The organism is Streptomyces sp. R35, from assembly GCF_041053035.1.
GTDB lineage: Bacteria > Actinomycetota > Actinomycetes > Streptomycetales > Streptomycetaceae > Streptomyces > Streptomyces lutosisoli.
Genome location: NZ_CP163440.1, coordinates 436,458 through 454,924 on the forward strand (window position 1 = coordinate 436,458; position 18,467 = coordinate 454,924).

Sequence of the window (18,467 nt, forward strand, 5' to 3'; positions counted from 1 at the left end):
GGCCGCACCAGACCATCCTCGGCGCATCGTATCCACCCACTCGTCACACACATGCGGCCCATCCTCGCGTGCGACAGCGGCCATGCCGAATCCGCGCACGAGAACCGAACCGCCTGAAATCAGCAGTGCCAACCTCAACAATTGCTAAGATTAGCAACTCCATACGTTACGTGAGGGAGGCTTGCGTGAGAATCATTCCGCTGCGTGGCGCGGGAGTCGCCTGGCTGAAGTGCCCCGCGTGCCGCCTCAAGTGCCGGCCCACCGCCGTCGGCCCGGACGGGCAGTGCCCGCGGTGCGGCGAGGCCCGCATGCTGAAGCTGTCCTTCGGCGGCCGGGCCACCGTGTCCTCGTCGGACGGCGGCGGGAGCTGACCCTCACACGGCCGCGGATCCACAGGGGAAAGGATCATGGGTGACTGGGCCGCCCAATCGGGCGCCGGGATCCGCTTCGAGTGGGGGCCTGCCGGAGCGGACCGCCTCGCCGCGGAAGCCGCCTGCCTGATCATCGTGGACGTGCTGTCTTTCACCACGACGGTCAGTGTCGCTGTTCAGATGGGCACGCGGGTCTTTCCCTTCCGGCACGGGGACGGAAGCGCCGCTGCCTTCGCCGCACAACATGGTGCGGAACTGGCGGTCGGGCGAAGCGCTGTCACGCGCCACTCGCCGTGGTCGCTTCCCCCAGCCCACCTGCGCAGGGCTCCATTCACCTGGTCCCTTGCGAGGAGGCCCCGGCGTTCACGCCGGGGAGGAATCGCCTCCAGTGACAGCGACGCGGAGCGTCGCCGCATCCTGCTTCCCGGGCGCGGAGCGCCGCTGCGGCTTGCCCGGCGGAGCCGGGTGCAGGCGAACGCGTGTGCCCGTGTTCGCCGATGGGGGTGATCGCGGCGGGAGCGGGGCGCGGATGTGCGGATCTCGCACATTCGGTCGTCCGACAGGGCTTGGGCGGCCGGAACCTGGACGGGGTGAGGGCGTGGCGGAAGCAGCAGGGGCCGACGGAGCGGGGCACGCCCGGTACACCTTCCGGCTTCGCGTGCCGTCCACCGCCCACACGCTGCTGGCGGCGGAGCGGGACCGGTGCCGCTGGGTGTGGAACGAGTGCGTGGCCAAGTCGAAGCAGGTGCATGCCTGGAACAAGAACCGTCCCGAGGGCACCGACAAGCGCACCTGCGGCCCGGCGCAGCTCGACAAGATGCTGACCGACGCCCGTGCGCGCACGCCGTGGGTGCGTGAGGGCTCCAGTGTTCCGCAGCAGCAGCTCATCCGGGATTTCGGCAAGTCGAAGGCCAAGGCGCAGAAGGACATCCGTGACCGGGTTCCGCAGCACCACCGGGCCGGGATGCCGCAGTGGAAGAAGAAGCGCGAGACGTTGCCAACGCTGAACTACACCCGGCGTGGCTTCCGTCTCAAGGACGGCAAGCTGCACCTGGCGGGCGGCATCGCCCTGACGGTGGTGTGGTCGCGAGACCTTCCGGCCGACCCGTCATCGGTGCGCGTATATCAGGACAGCCTTGGGCACTGGTACGCCAGCTTCGTCGTCCCCGCCGAGGTGCAGCCGCTCCCCGAGACCGGCCGCGTGATCGGCATCGACTGGGGTGTGAAGGAGACCGCGACCACCACCAGCGACGCCCATGACCTCGCACACGCCCGGCACGGGCAGAAGGCCAAAGAGAGAAGCGCGCGGGTTCGCGGAATCCTGGAGCAGTCCTTAAGCGAACCCGTGCGCCGGTGAGGGACTGGTGGCCATCCCGATACGGGTTGCGTACTGAGCTTGACCTTCGAGTCGGCTCGAAGGTCTACCGCGGATGTCGAGGGAGCCGCCGCCCTTGTTCGACCGAGCCGGCTTCTGATCGGTACGCGGATGGCGTCTCAGTTGTGCTGCTCGGCATCCAGCAGTGCGAGGGCGTTGCGCATGCCCTGTTCGAGGAGTTGGTCGGCGAGCTGCCGGTCGGTCAGGGCACGGGAGAGCTGCAGTGTCCCGGCCATCATGCCGAGGAGGCCAAGTGCCCGCAGACGTGCCGAAGGTGGATCGTGGGGTGCCAGGCGGGCGGCGAAACCGTCAATGAGGACCAGCGCGCCGTCGGTATAGGCCTGCCGGGTGGGATCCGTGGAGCGTGCGATCTCGTCGAGCAGGGCGGCGTTGGGGCAGCCGTCCTCGATATTGTCGCGCTGCTCGGGGGAGAAGTACCAGCGCACGATCTGTTCGAGTCCGGCACGGCCGGGCGCCGCCTGCGCGACGATGTTCTCGTGCTGGGCGCGCATCTGGTCGGCGACCGCGGTGGCCACGAGGTGGTCCTTGGAGGCGAAGTAGGCGTAGAAGGTGCCGTTGGTCAGGCCCGCGTCCTTCATGAGCGTGGCGACGCCGGAGCCGTCGATGCCGTCCTGCTTGAGCCGGCGACCGGCCGTTGCGATGATCCGCTGCCGTGTCTCCTGCTTGTGTTCTTTCGTGTACCGCACGATGTGTTCCTCCTGGGAACCGGGGCTTGTGCCCCGGCTGCTGCTGGTCGGGTCAGTGTGCCGCGCCGGCGAGGAGAGCGGGGAAGTTGATCCTGGCGGTCTGCAGTTTCGGGTCGTGGGGCTCGGGGACGCCGCCGTCGGTGATGTACAGCCGGTTGCCGCGGACGGCGGTGGCGGAGGGTGAGGCGAGACCGTCCGCGCTGGTCAGGACGGGCTTGTAGGTGCCGTTCGGGTAGATCACCACGACCCGGTCCGGGCCGTTGTTCGAGGAGGAGCCGTTCTGCGCCGCGAACACCACATCGGAGCTGGGGGTCAGGAAGCTGAGATCGTCGATGTTGGGCAGGCCGCCCGCGACCTGGCGGATGGGGCCGGGCACGCCGGTGGTGGTGACCGGTACGCGCAGCAGGGTGCCCTTGTTGAAGTTGCTGACCCACAGGGCGCCGTTGTGGAACCTGAGCCCGTTGGCACCGATCGGCAGGGCCTCGGTGGGCACCGGCGCGAGAGCGGCGTCGGTCAGCCACGGTGTCACTGATCCGCCCGCGACGGGAACGGACCAGATGATGCCCTTGAGGCTGTCCGCGACGTAGAGCGTGCGTCCGTCCGGGTCGACAGCCAGCCCGTTGGGGCCCGAGTCGGGGGCCAGCGCGGCGATGCGCTCAGGGGTGCCGTCCGCAAGCAGCTTGTACACGCCGTTCCTGGCCGCGTTGCCCGGGGCCCACAACGCGTAGTAGACGGTGCCGTCACTGCCGCGGGCGTTGCCGCTGATCGCCTCGCCCACCTGCCCGGTGGCGAGCACCGTGCGCTCTCCGGAGGGGGAGATACGCATCAGCTCCGGTCCGTGGGTGCGCTCGCACACCGCGCAGCTGCCGAGCATGGACAGGGTCACCGAGCCGTCGAGGTTGGCGGTGATGTTCTCGGGGATCTCGCCGGCCGCGAAGTCGAATGTCGCCGCGGTCTTCACGTCGGTGACAACGGAACCGCTGTACGCGTGTCCCGTCCACGCGGACGCGGATGGCGCCGAGACCAGGACGGCCGCCGTCGCGGTGACCGCCAGCGCGATCCCGACGTTCCTCTTCACAAAACGCCGTGCGCCCGATGCACTGCGCCGGGCCGTTTGCTGGCGTTGCTGCTGCATGACTCTCCTCGGTAAATCAACGAGTTACACATCAGAAGCACTCGGGCGGAAACGACGCCCTTGAGGCCGGACCGGGAGGCCAGGCGGGAGGCGGCGGTGTTTCTTGCAGATCTGCTTGTCGAACGTTCCGGCGGGGCCGAGGCGGCGGGCCGCGGTGACGCGTGAGGCCAGCAGGCCGGCGGTGTAGCGCGGCTTCGGCTTCTTGTCGGTGGTCGCGGTGACGATCGTTCTGGTGACGACGGCGGGGTCATCGCCGTCCTTCACCTGCGCCATCACCTCGTCGAAGACACGCCGCCGCTTTCGGACGGGTTCGGGTACGCGAAAGGTGAGCGTCAGTTCGGCATCCGGTTGAATCTGCGGACGATGCGGTCGAAGATCCGGGCCGGAAGGATGCGGTGGAGCACGCTGATGCTTGCGGCCGTCGAGCCGGCGGTGCGCCGCAGTTTCGGGTTCCGGTCGGTGGCTGCCGCGACGATCACCTTGGCCACGGTGGCGGGATCGTCGCCGCCGCTGGTGTTTTTCGCCAGCACCTCGTCGAAGGTGCGCCGTCCCGACGCATAAAGCGGCAACGGGGTGTCGCCCTGCACGCTGTGGTCCCCGAACGGGGTGTTGATCGGGCCGGGCTCGACGAGCAGGATCCGGACGCCGTGCTCGCGGACCTCGTGGTCCAGCGACCCGGAGTAGCCCTCGACCGCGTGCTTGGTCGCGGTGTAGATGGCCATGAACGGGCTGGGGACGAACCCGCTGAGGGAGGAGACGTTGATGACGCGTCCGCGCCGCTGAGCGCGCATGTGCGGCAGAACCGCCTTGGTCATCCGCATGATGCCGTAGACGTTGATGTCGAAGACGTCCTGCGTCCGGGCGACGGAGAACTCCTCGGCGGCGCCGTTGGCGCCGACGCCGGCGTTGTTGACCAGGACGTCGATGCGCCCGAACCGGTCGATCACCTGCTTGACCAGGGAGGCGACCGAATCGTCGCTGGTCACGTCGAGGTCGAGGTAGGTCACCCCGGCGGGCGCGGTGACCCGCGCGGTGTTGCGAGCGGTTCCGATCACCTCGAAGCCCGCCGCGGCGAAGGCGCGGGCCGTCTCCTTGCCGATGCCCGATGAGGCACCTGTCACGAGCGCCACCGGTTGGGTTGCCGCCATCACGGTCTCCCTTGATTTTGGAGTACGACCCTATGGTCGTACGACCGTATGCCTTACGGTTGTACGACCATAGAGTGGTCGCCGGTCGATGGCAAGTGGTCGCGTCCGGTGATTCGAGAAGGGTCCGGGAGGCGTGGGGTGCGGTATGGGAAAGATCGCGAGCGGAGGGCGAGTCGATGTCGGCGGTTGATCTTGCATGTAGAGCCTCTTTTGGTCCATTTTGCTGATTTTTCTCCCCATGTGCCTGCCTGGTCAGCGCGCTGGCGAACCGCGAGCTCCAGTCCTGCGTGCATCACAAGAGGCCCTCACCGCCAGGAGGCAAGGGGTGGCCTGCCGCGCGTATCGCAGCTTCGAAGCCGGTGGTGGTTGCGCAGGGCCCAGACCGCGGAGCCCAGACCGCGGAGCCCAGACAGGGCCAGCCGGCACCGTCGAACTCGGTCGCCTGACCGGGGTGCCAGCATCCCGGCTGCAGAGCAGGATCAGGCGCGCGGGTGGACAACATCGGCTCCGGCCGCGTCCACGTCACGCTTCATGCCTTCCACCCAGGTGGTCGGCCGCCCGGGTGACCGATGACCGGACCGGTCTTGGTCGGGCCCGTGGACGGGCGCGAGGGGAACCCCCGACCATGCCGTCCCCGGCTACTCCACTCCACCCAACTCGGGGCAGTCCGGAACCTCCACCGGTATCGGAGCGGTTCACTGTCTGCAGATCTCAGCCGGCAAGTTTGTTGGCCTTGCGGACCTGTCCGTCGAAGACCCCGGCGGGAAGGACGCGGTGCGCCGCGCTGAGGAGCCGGGCGTTCCGGCCTGCTGTGTACCGCACCTTCGGCTTGGAGTCGGTGGCGGCCGCGACGATCGCCTTCGCGACGGTGGCGGGGTCGTCGCCGTCCTCGTTGACCGCCAGCGCCACCTTGTCGGCGATGCGCCGCTGCTCCGCGTAGATTTGCATGGGCATGTCGGGCTCGACGGTGTTCGCCTCGAACGAGGATTTGGTACCGCCAGGCTGGACGAGCCCGGACCCCGTGTACGCGGATCTCGTGGTCCAGGGACTCGGCTTGCCGATGCCCGCGTTGTTGACCAGGACGTTGATCCGCCCGAACCGCTCGACCGCGGCAGCGACCGAATCGTCGCTGCCCACGTCAGATGGTTCGGCCCTATCGCGAACGGCGTGCTGTCCTGGAGGATCTCTTCGCCCGCGAAGGGCTCGGTGCCCCGTTCACGCTGTGCCCGAACACGACCGACCGCGCCACGGCACAGGACTGGTTGGACCCCGCCTGGGGCGGAGTCGGGATCGAAGGTGTCGTTGCGAATTCCCTATTGAATCGGCGTGTTGAAGCCGATCTGGCAGGGTGGCCTGATGAGCAGTGGCGTGTGTTCTTAGTTCCCAAGACGGCGCCGAGCGTGTCGCCACAAGTGCCCGTGTTGGAGAGGTGGGCAGGTCTGGCGGAGCGCGAAGAGTCGACCGGTATCCGACCCGGTGATCCGATTCTGCTTTCGCCGGACTACCGCGTCGACGAGCTCCTCAGCCTGTACACGCGCAATAGTCCGTTCCGGGGCTACACGAGAGAGACGAAGCGGACGTCTGCCTGTTCCTCAACTTCCTGTGGCTGCACGGGAGGGTCTGGACTCAGCTCAGGACTGCAATTGGGCGAAGAGCGTCGCCAGGTCGATGAGGCCCCAGTGCTCGGTGAGCTTCCCGTCTGCCACCTTGAACATGCGGAGCTCCAGCACCTTGATCGATCGGCCGGTGGCGGGAGTGCCGTTGAAGGGCCCGGTGTTCGTGCCGGTGAGGATGAAGCTGATCGCGAACCAATCGTCCTCGGCGACGACACGAACCGGCGTGGCGGCGAAGTCGGGGACCGCGTCGAGGAACGACGCCAGCACCGCGCGGGTCTCCTCGAGGCCGGTGGCGGTGCCGTCGGCGGCGTGGTTGCGGAAGTCCGGCGCGTACAGGGCGAACAGGGCGTCGAGGTCACGCAGGTTGACGAGCTTGACGTACTCATCGGCAAGTCGGTGCAAGTCGGCGGTGGACGTTCGGGTTTCGACGTTCGAGGAAGACATGTGCTTCTCCAATGTGGATGGACGGAGCGGCTCGGCCCCGGTGATGGACTGTGGAATCGGGTCGAACTGGCGGGTTGGACGAGCAGGGTCCGGCGATGGCGCCGGGCAGCGGCTGCTTCTTCTCGCGGAGGCGAAGCGCCCGGCCGGGGTTTGTCAGGCGGTGTGGGTGGGGTAGTCGGTGTAGCCGGCCTCGCCGCCGCCGTAGACGGTGGCGAAATCGGGGGTGTTCAGCGGCGCGCCGGTGCGTACGCGCTCGACCAGGTCGGGGTTGGCGAGGGCCATCGTGCCGACGGTGATGACGTCGGCGATGCCGTCTTCGATGTCCTTGGCGCGGGTGGCGATGTCGGTGCCGGCCCGGTTGAGGACGAGGGTGGTCGGCCACAGCCTGCGGAGGGTGTACAGGAGTGCGTCGTCGCCGCCGTGGTTTCCGATGTGCAGGTACGCGAGGTCGAGGGGGGCGAGAGCGCCTACGAGTGCCGGGTACAGGTCGTGGGTGTCGCTCTCCGCGATGTCGTTGAACGGGTTGCCGGGAGAGATCCGCAGGCCGGTGCGGCTTGCGCCGATCTCCTCGGCCACGGCGGTGGCGATCTCGACGGCGAAGCGGATGCGGTTGTCGACGGAGCCGCCGTAGCGGTCGGTGCGCTGGTTGGTGTTGTCGGCGAGGAACTGGTGCAGGAGGTAGCCGTTGGCGCCGTGGATCTCCACGCCGTCGGCGCCGGCGGCGACGGCGGCCGCGGCGGCGCGCCGGAAGTCGTCGACCGTCGCGGCGACCTCCTCGGTGGACAGCTCGCGCGGTACCGGCATCTCCTGCGGGCCGGACAGGGTGAACATCTCGCCCGCCGGCTGGACCGGGGAGGGGGCGACCGGCTGCCGGTGGTGGGGGGTGTTGTCGGGGTGGGACATCCGTCCTGCGTGCATGAGCTGGATGACGATGCGTCCGTCGGCCTTGTGCACGGCGTCGGTGACCTTGCGCCAGCCGGCGATGTGCTCCTCGGAGTGGATGCCGGGGGTGAGCAGGTAGCCCTGTCCGTCGGCGTTGGGCTGGGTGCCCTCGGTGATGACGAGGGCGTGCGAGGCACGCTGGGCGTAGTACTCGGCGTTCAGCTCGGTCGGCACGCCGTTGGGGGTGGACCGGTTGCGCGTCATGGGGGCCATGGCCAGCCGGTGCGGCAGGGAGATCTCCCCGACGGTCGTTGGGTTCCACAGGGCGTTCGACATGGATGTTTCCTCAAACGAAGGGTGAGAGAGAGTTGCGGGGTGGCGGGTTGCCGGGAGTAGCGTGTACGCGGTGAGTGGCCTGATGGGCCCGGGTCCTTCCACCATGGAAGGCAACTGCGCGGAGGGGCAGTCGACGGGGCGGACGGGCTTGCCGCGCACATGACCGCCGCCACTGCGGTGCCGTCCCCCGGCTGTTTGGGTGGGCGAGGGGAAGGTGGCGAGTGTGTCGGTCTTCCCCCACGCCGCATGACGCATCGGTCTTGTGCGGCAGCGGCCGTGCCGTTGTCGCAAAGGGACTCCCGCACGGGAGTCGGTGCGGTGGTCAGCCGCGGTAGCGATCGGCCGGGACCTTCAGCGACAGGTTCGGGACGAGTGTCTGACGAGCCTTCTCGAACGACTCCCAGTCGCTGATCTCCGGCAGTGAGGGGATGGTGACGGGCTCTCCGGCGTCGAGGCCGGCGAGCGCCGCGTCGACGACGTCGTCCGCACTCATGATCCACTCGTCGGGGAACGCCCCGAGGTCGGCGCCGGAGCCGTCCCAGAACTCCGTACGGACAGCGCCCGGCAGTACGGCCTGCACCACGACGGGGCTCTCGGCGAGTTCCTGCTGAAGGGCCTGGGTGAATGTCAGCACGTAGCTCTTGGTACCGCTGTAGACGGCGCTGACGGGCAGGATGTTGAGAGCCAGGGCAGAGGAGATGTTCACCACGGTGCCGTGCCCGCGGGCCGTCAGGCCCGGCAGGACGGCGGTGGTCAGCCTGGTCAGCGAGGTCACGTTGAGGTTGATCAGTGCCTCGGAGGCCGCCGCGTCGGAGGTTGCCAGCGGGGTGAACAGCCCCCCGCCGGCGTTATTGATCAGCACCTCGATGCTCTCGTCGGTCCGCAGACGCTCCTCGACCACGGAGATCTGCGCCGCATCGGTGAGGTCGGCGGTGACAACGTCCACTGCACGGCCCGTGCGGCTGCGGATGTCCGACGCCAGCGTTTCCAGGCGCTCAGCGTTCCGGGCCACCAGGATCAGGTCGTAGCCCCGGTCGGCAAGCCGCTGCGCGTAGGCACTACCCAGGCCGGCGGATGCGCCGGTGACGACTGCGGTCTTGTTCTGCGTGGTCATGGGGTGGATCTCATTTCTGGTCTGACGGATGAGCGGATGAGTAGGGGCCAGAGCGTCGGCCGCGCTTTAGATTACGATAGCTATCTAAAGAGATCCGGTCAATCGCTGCGACGCCGCCAGCCACCCGTCCACAACCGGAGGCCGGGCGGACCCGCGAGCCTTTCGCCTTGCCAGAGCGAGAAAGAGTCGTACGGGAAGAGGGCTCTACGGCCGACCGTCCGGCACTTCGCGTACGATAGATGCATCCAACTATCTAACGTGAGCAGGTGACTGATGAGTCGCGTTTCGCAGGCACAAGCGCTCGAAAACCGCAGGCGCGCGGTCGCCGCGGCCTCCCAGCTCTTCCGGGAGCGCGGCGTGAACGGCATCAGCGTCGCCGATCTGATGAAGTCCATCGGGCTGACCACGGGCGGCTTCTACAAGCAGTTCCCCTCCAAGGAGGCCCTGATCGCCGAGGCGGCCCAAGCGGCTTTCGGGGACCTTGACCTACTCCTGGCGTCGTTCGACACGGCCCACGGCGATCACGCCACCGCACGCGGCGCCCTCGTCGACTTCTACCTGTCGGCCGAGCACCGTGACCAGCCCGGCACCGGTTGCCCCACCGCCGGATTCGCAGGGGACATGGCTCGCGAGCCCACAGCCGGGGAGGTACGTGAAACGTACGCGGCCGGAGTCCAGGAATTCGCCGCGTGGCTGTCAACCGACGCCGACGACGGCCTTCCCATGGTGGCCACCCTGGTCGGCGCGATCCTGCTCGCCCGCGCCACGGCGGGCACAGAACTGTCGGAAAAGATCCTGGAATCGACCCACAAAGCCCTGACCGCACCACACGGGCCCCGACCCGGACTCCTGGGGACAGAGACTGCGCGAGTGGGACCCGACGCCACGTAGGTAGGCAATCTCCGGAATCCCAGCAGCACGCGGTGGCGGTAGCCCTCCGGCTGCCCGCCCCACCCCTCCGGCCATGCCGGAATGGGCAGCAACGGCCGGATGACCTGCCATTTAGGGATTATTCGGGCCATGCCGCAGCCGAGGACTATCCGGATGGTCGCCTGGGCCTGAGGCTGGGCCGCGCTTCAGCGAGGCAGCAGGACATCGACCTGCCTGCGGATGTCCTGCGCGATCTCCTCGACGCTCAAGGCGATGTTCACGCTCGCCGCCGTGCTGAGGAACATCACGGCGGACACGATGTGTGCCGGCGTCGCGGCGTCGCCCTCTGCGACCCGCTCGTCTCGGCGCAGCACGGCGGCGATGGCCTCCTCGGTCTGCGCGACGATGGCGAGTGCTGCGCTGTGCCGGGGCTCCTCGGGGTCGCCGAAGACCATCTCTCGCAGGTAAGTGCGTCCGTTGTCGATCTGGGTGCGGTTGCACTCGACGATCGGCCGGACGATCGCCAGCACCGCGTCCAGCCGGTCCTGCCCCCGTCAGCGGCGCGCCATGTACAGGTCCAGCGCCTTGTGCAGCAGGCGGTTGAGGGGAAGTCCCTCCCCCACGCCGAGGTACTCAACGGCCTCACCGCCCGAGCCGACCTTCAGGCGCAGCAGGCCGAGGAGGTGGTTGGACTCGTCCAGGGTGTCGGTGATGCCGCGGAAGTCGTAGACGGCGGCGCCGAGTTCATGGGTGTCGGTCATCATGCGCCGCTGGATGGCGTTGTTGGGCTGGACCGGCTCTCGGCACGCCAGTCCGGCTTCACCTCGCTCCACGAGGGCACCTGCATGTGGCTGACCGAGTGGCGAGACGCGACGAATCCCAGATGCTCATCACGGCTGATGGCCCTCACGCCAAGAGTCATATGCTGATGCTCCGTTGTCCGAGTCGATCAAGCCGGGTGGGTGTGCCGCACGGCGATCAGGTGGGCCAGCCGCTGGTGCGCCAGTCCTGTCGGCCGTCGTCGGCCAGGTCGCTTGCCCCATGTGCTGCGAGGGCTGCCGCGAGGTCGCAGTGGACGGCGATGGGCGGGCAGTCCCCGTCGGGGACGAGGGACCCGTCAGCCGGAATCGCCGCCAGCTCCAGGCTGCGGTCATGCGCCATGAGACGGCGGGCGGCTTCGGTGACAGCAAGCTGACCCTCTATCGACCAGCCACGCAGCCCGGTCATGTCGACTACGACAGGTCCGGTGCCCCGGGCCAGGACCCAGCCGATGGCACCCGAGAAGCGATGAGCGCCCTCGGAGCCGAGGTAACCGGCGAGGGAGAGGAGACCGAAGTCCTCACCAGAGGTGTACTGCCATTCGATGGTCATGTCGTGAACTTCCTTACGCAGTCTGCCCATTCGGATCACAGGGGCAGGGTGATCCAGATGCTCTTGCCCCTGCCGTCGGCATCGGCGCGGACGACCGCGGTGCCGCCCAGGCCGAGGGTGAGCTCCATGACCGTGGCCAGGCCGCCGCTCCCAGTGCCGGTGACCGCGCTGTACAGAGGCGGCTGGTAGGGGTGACGGTCATGGACCGCGAAGGCCAGACAGTCCGCGCCCGCCGCATAGATGACGGTCACCTGCGGGGAGAGCACAGCAGCGTGCCGGACACTGTTGGTAACCAGCTCGCCGAGTATCAGCAGGGCCGGGTCGACCGCGGGGTGGCGCAGGCTGATGCCCCATTCGATCAGCGCCCGCTCGGCGGTCTGCCGGGACAGCCGGACGGCGGACGGCTCGCTGGGCAGGGTGAGCACATGCCGGTAGGGCAGGGCTTCGAGCCGCGTGGACATCAGCTCTCCGTCCCCCGGGCCAGCCGGAAGCCGGAGACGCTCTGGGGATGGACGCGGACGATGGTGTCATGGGGGCCGTACGTCCAGCCGGTGAGCGTACGGCGGTAGTGGGCGGCCTCGTTCGGATCGGTGATCACCTCGGCAGGCCCAGCCACCGTCACCGTCCAGCCGGTGCCGGTCGCGGCACGCACCTCGTCCACCTGGTACGTCGCCGTCAGCGGGACCGCTGCCGCCTGCACCGGAGCGCGCACCACCAGGCGGCCGTACTCCCATGTGTGCCAGCCGGGCCGGATCACGGGCAGGTCCCGCTGCGTGTACACCAGCCGGCCGAGCGCGCTGCCCTCCAGCAGCCACAGGGCCTCGGCCCCGGAGACCTCGACCATGCGAAGCGATGCGGGCGCAGTGCTCATCCGACGGTTTCCTCTGTTTCCTCGCTGATGGGCCGGGACGTCTGGGCGGGCAGGGGCGGCATGACTCCGGCGCATTCCAGGTAGGTGCGGGCGCCCTGGATCGCCTCGGGCGTGGTGGCGTACTCGCGCCCCTCCAGACGCAGGAGCTCCAGCGCGCCGACCGAGTCCAGGACCTGGCGCTGGCCGGGGCGTATCCCGGACGTCATGACGGCGATGCCGCGGCGGTTGAGCTTTTCCACCGCGTCCTTGAGGACCAGGGCGCCGGTGGCGTCCATGGTCGACACCCGGGACATGCGCAAGATGACGACGCGGACGTCGGCGACCTCGGTCAGTTCCAGCAGGAAGCGGTGGGCGGCGGCGAAGAACAGCGGGCCGTCGATGCGGTACGCCACGATGTGCTCGGCCAGCAAGGCGTGTTCTTCGGCGCTGTGGTCCGCCTTGTCCAGCGGCACCTGGTCGAAGCGCGCCTGCTTGGCGACAGCACGCAGGGCCAGGGCACCGGCGACGACCAGGCCGATGATCACGGCGTACACGAGGTCGAGGGCGAGCGTGGCCACGGCGGTCAGCACCAGGATCAGGGCGTCGGAGCGGGTGGCCTTGGCCATCGCCTTCAGTGAGCCGACCTCGACCATCCGGATGGCGGTGGCCAGCAGCACGCCCGCCAGCGCGGCCAGCGGAATCCTGGATACCAGCGGGGCGGCCGCGAAGACGATCACCGCGAGTACGGCGGCATGGACGAGGGCGGCCAGCCGCGAGGACGCGCCGGTGCGTACATTGACCGCGGTCCGGGCGATCGCGCCCGTCGCCGGGACGCCTCCGAACAGCGGGGCGGCGATGTTCGCCACCCCCTGCCCGAACAACTCCCGGTCCGGGTCGTGCTTCTGCCCCACCGTCATGCCGTCGGCGACCGAGGCCGACAGCAGCGACTCCAGGGCCGCCAGCGCCGCCACCGCCACCGCCGGGGCGAGCAGGGAAGCGAGCGCGCCCGGGTCGAGGAAGGCGAGGGAAGGCGCGGGCAGGCCGGACGGCAGGTCACCGATCGGCTTCGCCGCGTCCAGGCCGGCGGCCTGCGCCACGACGGTGGCCGCGATCACCGCGAGGATGGAGAAGGGGATCGTGGGCCGCCAGCGGGCGCCGACCAGCATCACGCCGGCAACTGCCAGGGCGAAGGCGATGGCGGTCCCGTTCGGGTCTTTCGCGAACTCCGCCAGCGCGCGCCAGGTGACAACCAGCACGCGGTCGCCCTCCGGTTTGGGTACCCCGAGGGCATTCGGGATCTGCTGCAGACCGATGACACAGGCGATGCCGAGGGTGAAGCCCTCGACGACGGGCGCCGGCACGTACTGCATGTACTTCCCGGCCCTCAGCAGGGCGAGCGCGATGAGCATCAGGCCCGCCATCAGCCCCACCGTGAGCACCCCGGACGGCCCATGCTCAGCGACGATCGGCACCAGCACCACCGTCATCGCACCCGTCGGCCCCGACACCTGCAGATTCGAACCGCCGAACACCGCGGCGAGCGCACCCGCGATGACCGCGGTCGCCAGTCCGGCCTCGGCGCCCAGCCCGGAGGAGACGCCGAAACCGAGCGCGAGCGGCAGCGCGACGATCGCCACCGTGAGGCCGGCCAGCAGATCCCGGCGCGGGTCGCGACGGATCTCGCCCAGATCGGTCCGGCCAGGCAGCAGCGCGGCGAGTCGGCCCCAGATCCGGGTGACGGCGGAAGTCATCGCGCGGCTACCTCGGTTTCCCGCAGCTCGGCCAGCAGCTCGTTCCGCCCGGCCAGCATCTCGGTCAGAATCCGGCGCGCGGCCCCCATCAGGTCCGCTACGTCCCCGCCGGCCAGCTCGTAGACGACCGTCGAGCCCTCGCGCCTGGACCGGACGATGCCCGAGCGGCGCAACACCGCCAACTGCTGCGACAGACCTGAGGGCTCCACGCCGATCTCGGCCAGCAGATCGCGTACCGGCATCGGCCCATCCTGCAGCAGCTCCAGCACCCGTATCCGCACGGGATGCCCCAGCATCCGGAAGAACTCGGCCTTGGCCTGGTACAGCGGAACAGACACGACCCCTCGGCTTCCCCGACAGCGCCCCACCGGGGCAGACATAAAGGGCTGTACCCGCGGCTACCTGCGAGCACAGCCAACACAGCATCTAACCAATTGCGAAATTTTGCAATTCAGCATCCTGCCGCTGCCGGGCCGCCCCGGCGGGCGGGGCGGGCAGGTCAGCCCTTCTTGACCACGCTCGACTTCAGCTGCATCGCCCCGAAACCGTCGATCTTGCAGTCGATGTCGTGGCCGTCGACCCCGTCGACCAGCCGGATGTTGCGCACCTTCGTGCCGGCCTTGATCCCCGACGGGCTCCCCTTGACCTTAAGCGCCTTGACCACAACCACGGAGTCGCCGTCCTGCAGCACATTGCCGACAGAGTCCTTGACAACGCGCTCCCCAGCGGCGTCGCCGCCCTCGGCACCGCTCTCGGCGGGCACCCATTCATTGCCGCACTCCGGGCACACCACAAGAGCGTTCATCTCGTACGTGTACTCACACGAGCACTTCGGACAGGGAGGAAGAATTTCGATCATCCCACCAGCGTATCCGTCCTCAGTCTCTCGTCCCGACGGGACGAGAGGTGACCGGCCCCGACACCAAGCGAGGCCGTGCCCAGAACACGGGAGAGCGGCACGAAGGCGACAGCCTCTCCACAGCGCAGGCAGCAGCTGGCGTCGTCCTACCCCTGCCTGCGCACCAGACGTACCGGCATCTGCGCCGACTCCGCTGCCGGCCCGGTACTCGACTGGCCGCGCTGTGGATTGCAGCCCCATGCCCACACAACAAACAAATGGGACAACGAACCGGCCCGAAGACACCGTCGGCGCAGCCACGGCTGCGCCGTCCCGGCCGCTGTACGGCCCCTGGATCTTGGCATCACCCCTCAGGGCAGTCGCCCGGACAGCGAGCGACAACCTCGATCACCTACTTCGCCGCAGGTCAGAGGGGTGGGAACTCCCCCGACCACCGCCGGACTCCAAACCCGCGCGCAGCGGATTCAGTCCGTTCAGGCAAAGTTGACGCTCCGACACCCAAAAATGAACGTTTCCGCAGGTCAGAGACCTGCACAGGAGGGGCGGGTGGGACTCGAACCCACGGCCGACGGATGATGAGTCCTTTGAGGATCTTGGCGGCCCTTGCCGATCCACGCCCATCTACGGCGTTTTCCCAGGCCAGAAGGGGTGATCCATGCCGGTACTACTCAATCCTTGTCAGTCTGTTCCTGTCCTTGCGGCCTCAACACGGCCTCAATGAGGCCCTTCAGGATCGGACCGAAGGCATCGGGGCCGATCGCGCCGGCTCGGGAACGGGTCTCGAACCCGCCCGCAGCGGATTTCCCTTCCAGCCACTGCGTGGCCGTTTTCGCAGGACAGCGCGTCTACACCGAGCATAGCCACGATCCGGCGTTCAACGGCCAGCCGTCGGACACCCCCGTGTCGGCAGTCACCCGATTCCAGGCGCCGGAAGCGGCGCGGACAGCTGTGTTGCGCCACGAACGCGCATCGGCACGGCCAGACCGGTTTCGCCGACTCAACTTCGCGCCACTGGGCCGTCCGGCCGCCCCGGCGACCGAAGCACTCCTGCAGGGCGGCGTCGACCTCCTCGAATTCCCGGCTCCGGGTCTTGAACCACAGCTCGAACGCGGACACCTGTGCCACCTCGGGGCCTCTCTCTCGCGAGAGGCACGCGATCCCCGGCGGGCCGAACGTGCGCGCACACTCTCAGCGCGTGGAACCCGGCCGGCCGACAGAACCGGCTGCGGCCGACGCGTCCTGCCGGTCACGCCGTGACTGCCTCGGCCCTGATGCGAGGGCCCACCGCTGTCCACACACAGGGCGCAGCTCCACGTCCCGAGCGGGTGGAGTGCCGTGCGGCACTCCCATCGGCGGACCGCGCCGACCAACGATGTCGTCCCTCATTGCCAAACGCTCGTGATCCCATCGGCCATGGTCTTCCGGGCTAGGCGGGTTCAGGCGTAGCGGTTCGCCGTGCGGTGGTCTGCCGCGGCGGGTTGTCAGGCGAGAACGTTGACGGCTCGGGCGATGATGAGTCCGAGGACGAGCAGGGAGACGAGGGACTGGACGGCCATGACGATCTTGGCCCAAGGGGCCAGTGGCATGACGTCGGTGGGGCTGAAGGCGGTGGAGTTGGTGAGTCCGAGGTAGAGGTAGTCGATGTAGCGGGGGCGCCAGTGCGCGGCGTTCAGTTCGGGGCTCATGTGCTGGGGAAAGGCGAGGGCGGGGGTGGGGGGCATGTGGTGGGCCCGGGCGGCTGCTCCGCCACTGTCGAGTTCGAAGTACAGCAGGGAAAACGCGAGGACGGTGGAGGCCCAGACGCTGCCGCCGGCCTGCAGCAGGGCGGAAGCGGAGTTGGTCTCGGTCCCGCCGCTGACGAGGTCGTCGATCAACCGGACCGTCGACCAGATGGCGCCACAGATCAGCACGCTGACCAGGGCGATCGCTACTGCGCGCAGGGCAGCCGAACGGCGGCTGATCCGAACGGGGTCGCCCGCGATCAGCGCCACCAGGAGCAGTCCTTCGACGAGAGGGAGCACCCAGCGGGGTCCCAGGCGCAGGTCGTCAGGCAGCACCAGAGTCAACACCACGGCGGCGAGGACGGCTCCGGCCATCGGCCAGCGGGCCTCGGAGTACGGATTGCTCGCATCGTTCGTATGGGAGGGGTGGTGTCCGGTCATGGTCGGCTGCCGCTCGGGATCGGGTCGCGGCCTGGGTCGGCGTCTGCCCCGGCAACCACGAGTCCGCGGGCAGGCAGCCCACCGGCAAGACCCGTCACGGCGATCCACGGCTGAAGGCGGCGCTCGGCCAGGCCGCCGTCAGCGCCTCGCGCACCAAGGACACCTGCCTCGCTGCCCGGTACCGACACATCCGCTGCCGCCGGGGCAAGAAACGCGCCCTGGTCGTCCTGGAACACTCCATCCTCATCGAGGTCTGGCGCACGTTCACCCACGACATCGAGTACGCCGACCTCAGCGGCGGCTACTTCCTCGAATGCACCGGCCGAACCCGCCGGACCCGACGACTGGTGAGCCGGCTCAACCAACTCGGCGACCAAGTGACCCTCCAAACAGAACAGGCCGCATGACCTGCGGAAACGGACAACAAGCCGGGTATATTCGTATGCGCCCGGGGCGGCCCTCGCCCCTGTGATGTTCGCTGCGCCCGGGTGCGCATCCGGATCAGCGCGGCGCACGTCAGGAGCCAGGCGCCCGCCGCGATCCACAGCAGGACGAGCCCCAGAGGCTCCAGCCACGCGACGCCGGCCGACGTGGACAGGGACAGGCACGCCACCGCGGTCATGCCGAGCGGGAAGACCTTGGACCAGCGCATGATGCCGTACATGTGGCGCGGCCGTCGGATCTCCGCACACATCAGCACGGCGTACCAGCCGAGGGAGAGGGCGAGGAGCACCAGCGCGGCGGCCCGCAGCACGGTGTGCGCGCCCCCGGTCCACAGCGTGGAACCGGTCAGGTACGGACCCGGCGAGGGCCGAGATGACCAGTGCACTGCCGGCCACCCACTGGTCGCCCGTCCCATCATGGACCTGCCGGTAGTCGCAATGGGCCAGCGCGACCCCGTACAGCGGCAGGCCGAGGCAGAAGAAGACCAGGGCCGCCCAGCCGAGCCAGGTACCGCCCTCCGCGGCGGACAGCCTCCCGCAGAGCACCGCGAGTCCCTGAGTGGCGACGCAGATGAGGAAGACGGCACCCGGCATCCGGTGCCCCTCGTGCCGCAGGACGTTCACCAGCAGCAGTGGCCACACCAGCGCCGCCATCGCCAGCAGGGCCGTCGCGACCTCCTGCCACCCGAGCAGTGACAGCCGGGTGCCCAGCACGGTGGTGGCCGCGACCGCGGTGAGCGCGGGCGGGGTGGCGGCCTGCGCGGTCCAGCGGTCCCGGTGCCGGAGCAGCTCGTTGGTGAAAGCTGTGGCGAGCAGGAGCCACAGGGCCATGTCGACGGCGAGGGCAATCAACGAGAGCGTCCGGTGGCCGGCCAGTTGGAGCCCGACGGACACGATGCCGGTGGCCATGGCCGCGGCACCGGCCGCTGCGGGCAATTCGGGATCCCAGCGAACCGTCCGACGACTCATCCTCCCATCCCAGCGCGGCGTCCACGTGACCGCCACCCGGCCCGCCCATTCGCCGTACGGGGGC

Annotated in this window: 19 protein-coding genes and 4 pseudogenes; 4 read left to right on the top strand and 19 right to left on the bottom strand. The window is 68.9% G+C overall.

The genetic code is table 11. The annotated features are described in order from the left end of the window. Positions 1-185 precede the first annotated feature (185 nt). Entirely contained in the window at positions 186-371 is a 186-nt protein-coding gene (locus tag AB5J50_RS02225) for a hypothetical protein (protein WP_369254377.1), read from the top strand. Between the two features lie 598 nt (positions 372-969). Next, positions 970-1,665, top strand: a pseudogene (locus tag AB5J50_RS02230) (RNA-guided endonuclease InsQ/TnpB family protein); the annotation flags it as partial. Between the two features lie 200 nt (positions 1,666-1,865). Here AB5J50_RS02230 and AB5J50_RS02235 read toward each other — a convergent pair. The 8 genes from AB5J50_RS02235 to AB5J50_RS02270 all read right to left on the bottom strand — a co-directional run bounded on the left by AB5J50_RS02235 (position 1,866) and on the right by AB5J50_RS02270 (position 9,128). Next, a complete protein-coding gene (locus AB5J50_RS02235; protein ID WP_060905528.1) occupies positions 1,866-2,456 on the bottom strand; it encodes a TetR/AcrR family transcriptional regulator in 591 nt (196 codons plus the stop codon). 49 nt (positions 2,457-2,505) lie between these two features. Next, complete coding sequence (locus tag AB5J50_RS02240; RefSeq protein ID WP_369254379.1) at positions 2,506-3,588, bottom strand: SMP-30/gluconolactonase/LRE family protein; 1,083 nt, start codon at positions 3,586-3,588, stop codon at positions 2,506-2,508. 24 nt (positions 3,589-3,612) lie between these two features. Then, a complete protein-coding gene (locus AB5J50_RS02245) occupies positions 3,613-3,861 on the bottom strand; it encodes a hypothetical protein (protein WP_369254381.1) in 249 nt (82 codons plus the stop codon). A 59-nt stretch (positions 3,862-3,920) separates the two neighbouring features. After that, on the bottom strand, positions 3,921-4,736 hold the full coding sequence (locus AB5J50_RS02250) for an oxidoreductase (protein WP_369254383.1): 816 nt from the start codon (positions 4,734-4,736) through the stop codon (positions 3,921-3,923). A gap of 711 nt (positions 4,737-5,447) precedes the next feature. Beyond that, a complete protein-coding gene (locus AB5J50_RS02255; protein ID WP_369254385.1) occupies positions 5,448-5,873 on the bottom strand; it encodes a hypothetical protein in 426 nt (141 codons plus the stop codon). A 494-nt stretch (positions 5,874-6,367) separates the two neighbouring features. Further along, positions 6,368-6,796: an ester cyclase gene (locus AB5J50_RS02260; protein ID WP_369254387.1), complete on the bottom strand. Its 429-nt coding sequence runs from the start codon at positions 6,794-6,796 to the stop codon at positions 6,368-6,370. 153 nt (positions 6,797-6,949) lie between these two features. Further along, complete coding sequence (locus AB5J50_RS02265) at positions 6,950-8,014, bottom strand: alkene reductase (RefSeq protein WP_369254389.1); 1,065 nt, start codon at positions 8,012-8,014, stop codon at positions 6,950-6,952. A gap of 322 nt (positions 8,015-8,336) precedes the next feature. Then, positions 8,337-9,128, bottom strand: a complete 792-nt coding sequence (locus AB5J50_RS02270; RefSeq protein ID WP_369254391.1) for an SDR family NAD(P)-dependent oxidoreductase — start codon at positions 9,126-9,128, stop codon at positions 8,337-8,339. Positions 9,129-9,401: 273 nt separating this feature from the next. Between AB5J50_RS02270 and AB5J50_RS02275 the strand changes: the two genes are divergently transcribed. Then, positions 9,402-10,019: a TetR/AcrR family transcriptional regulator gene (locus tag AB5J50_RS02275; RefSeq protein WP_369254393.1), complete on the top strand. Its 618-nt coding sequence runs from the start codon at positions 9,402-9,404 to the stop codon at positions 10,017-10,019. Between the two features lie 185 nt (positions 10,020-10,204). On the opposite strand, the gene AB5J50_RS02280 is transcribed toward AB5J50_RS02275, so the two are convergent. From AB5J50_RS02280 to AB5J50_RS02320, 9 genes and pseudogenes are all read right to left on the bottom strand, one after another. After that, a complete protein-coding gene (locus AB5J50_RS02280; RefSeq protein WP_369254395.1) occupies positions 10,205-10,528 on the bottom strand; it encodes a hypothetical protein in 324 nt (107 codons plus the stop codon). Between the two features lie 24 nt (positions 10,529-10,552). Further along, a pseudogene (locus AB5J50_RS02285) lies at positions 10,553-10,792 on the bottom strand (peptidoglycan bridge formation glycyltransferase FemA/FemB family protein); the annotation flags it as partial. 184 nt (positions 10,793-10,976) lie between these two features. Further along, positions 10,977-11,369, bottom strand: a complete 393-nt coding sequence (locus tag AB5J50_RS02290) for an anti-sigma factor antagonist (RefSeq protein ID WP_369254397.1) — start codon at positions 11,367-11,369, stop codon at positions 10,977-10,979. A 35-nt stretch (positions 11,370-11,404) separates the two neighbouring features. Beyond that, positions 11,405-11,830, bottom strand: a complete 426-nt coding sequence (locus AB5J50_RS02295; protein WP_369254399.1) for an ATP-binding protein — start codon at positions 11,828-11,830, stop codon at positions 11,405-11,407. Then, the gene (locus AB5J50_RS02300) at positions 11,830-12,240 is read right to left on the bottom strand and encodes a pyridoxamine 5'-phosphate oxidase family protein (RefSeq protein WP_369254401.1); all 411 of its coding nucleotides are present in this window, start codon (positions 12,238-12,240) and stop codon (positions 11,830-11,832) included. The genes AB5J50_RS02295 and AB5J50_RS02300 overlap by 1 nt, the downstream gene beginning before the upstream one ends. Next, positions 12,237-13,970, bottom strand: a complete 1,734-nt coding sequence (locus AB5J50_RS02305; protein ID WP_369254403.1) for a SulP family inorganic anion transporter — start codon at positions 13,968-13,970, stop codon at positions 12,237-12,239. The genes AB5J50_RS02300 and AB5J50_RS02305 overlap by 4 nt, the downstream gene beginning before the upstream one ends. Continuing rightward, the gene (locus tag AB5J50_RS02310; protein ID WP_369254405.1) at positions 13,967-14,308 is read right to left on the bottom strand and encodes an ArsR/SmtB family transcription factor; all 342 of its coding nucleotides are present in this window, start codon (positions 14,306-14,308) and stop codon (positions 13,967-13,969) included. The genes AB5J50_RS02305 and AB5J50_RS02310 overlap by 4 nt, the downstream gene beginning before the upstream one ends. Positions 14,309-14,469: 161 nt before the next feature. Then, complete coding sequence (locus AB5J50_RS02315) at positions 14,470-14,829, bottom strand: zinc ribbon domain-containing protein YjdM (RefSeq protein ID WP_369254407.1); 360 nt, start codon at positions 14,827-14,829, stop codon at positions 14,470-14,472. A 1,481-nt stretch (positions 14,830-16,310) separates the two neighbouring features. After that, positions 16,311-16,991, bottom strand: coding sequence for a hypothetical protein (locus AB5J50_RS02320; RefSeq protein ID WP_369254409.1), 681 nt, complete (start codon positions 16,989-16,991; stop codon positions 16,311-16,313). Between the two features lie 77 nt (positions 16,992-17,068). On the opposite strand from AB5J50_RS02320, the pseudogene AB5J50_RS02325 reads away from it, so the two are divergent. After that, positions 17,069-17,398 (top strand): annotated as a pseudogene (locus tag AB5J50_RS02325) (IS110 family transposase); the annotation flags it as partial. On the opposite strand, the gene AB5J50_RS02330 reads toward AB5J50_RS02325, so the two are convergent. Further along, positions 17,293-17,853, bottom strand: a complete 561-nt coding sequence (locus tag AB5J50_RS02330) for a hypothetical protein (protein WP_369265280.1) — start codon at positions 17,851-17,853, stop codon at positions 17,293-17,295. The pseudogene AB5J50_RS02325 and the gene AB5J50_RS02330 overlap by 106 nt on opposite strands. Before the next feature lie 49 nt (positions 17,854-17,902). Further along, positions 17,903-18,403, bottom strand: a pseudogene (locus AB5J50_RS02335) (hypothetical protein); the annotation flags it as partial. Positions 18,404-18,467 lie beyond the last annotated feature (64 nt).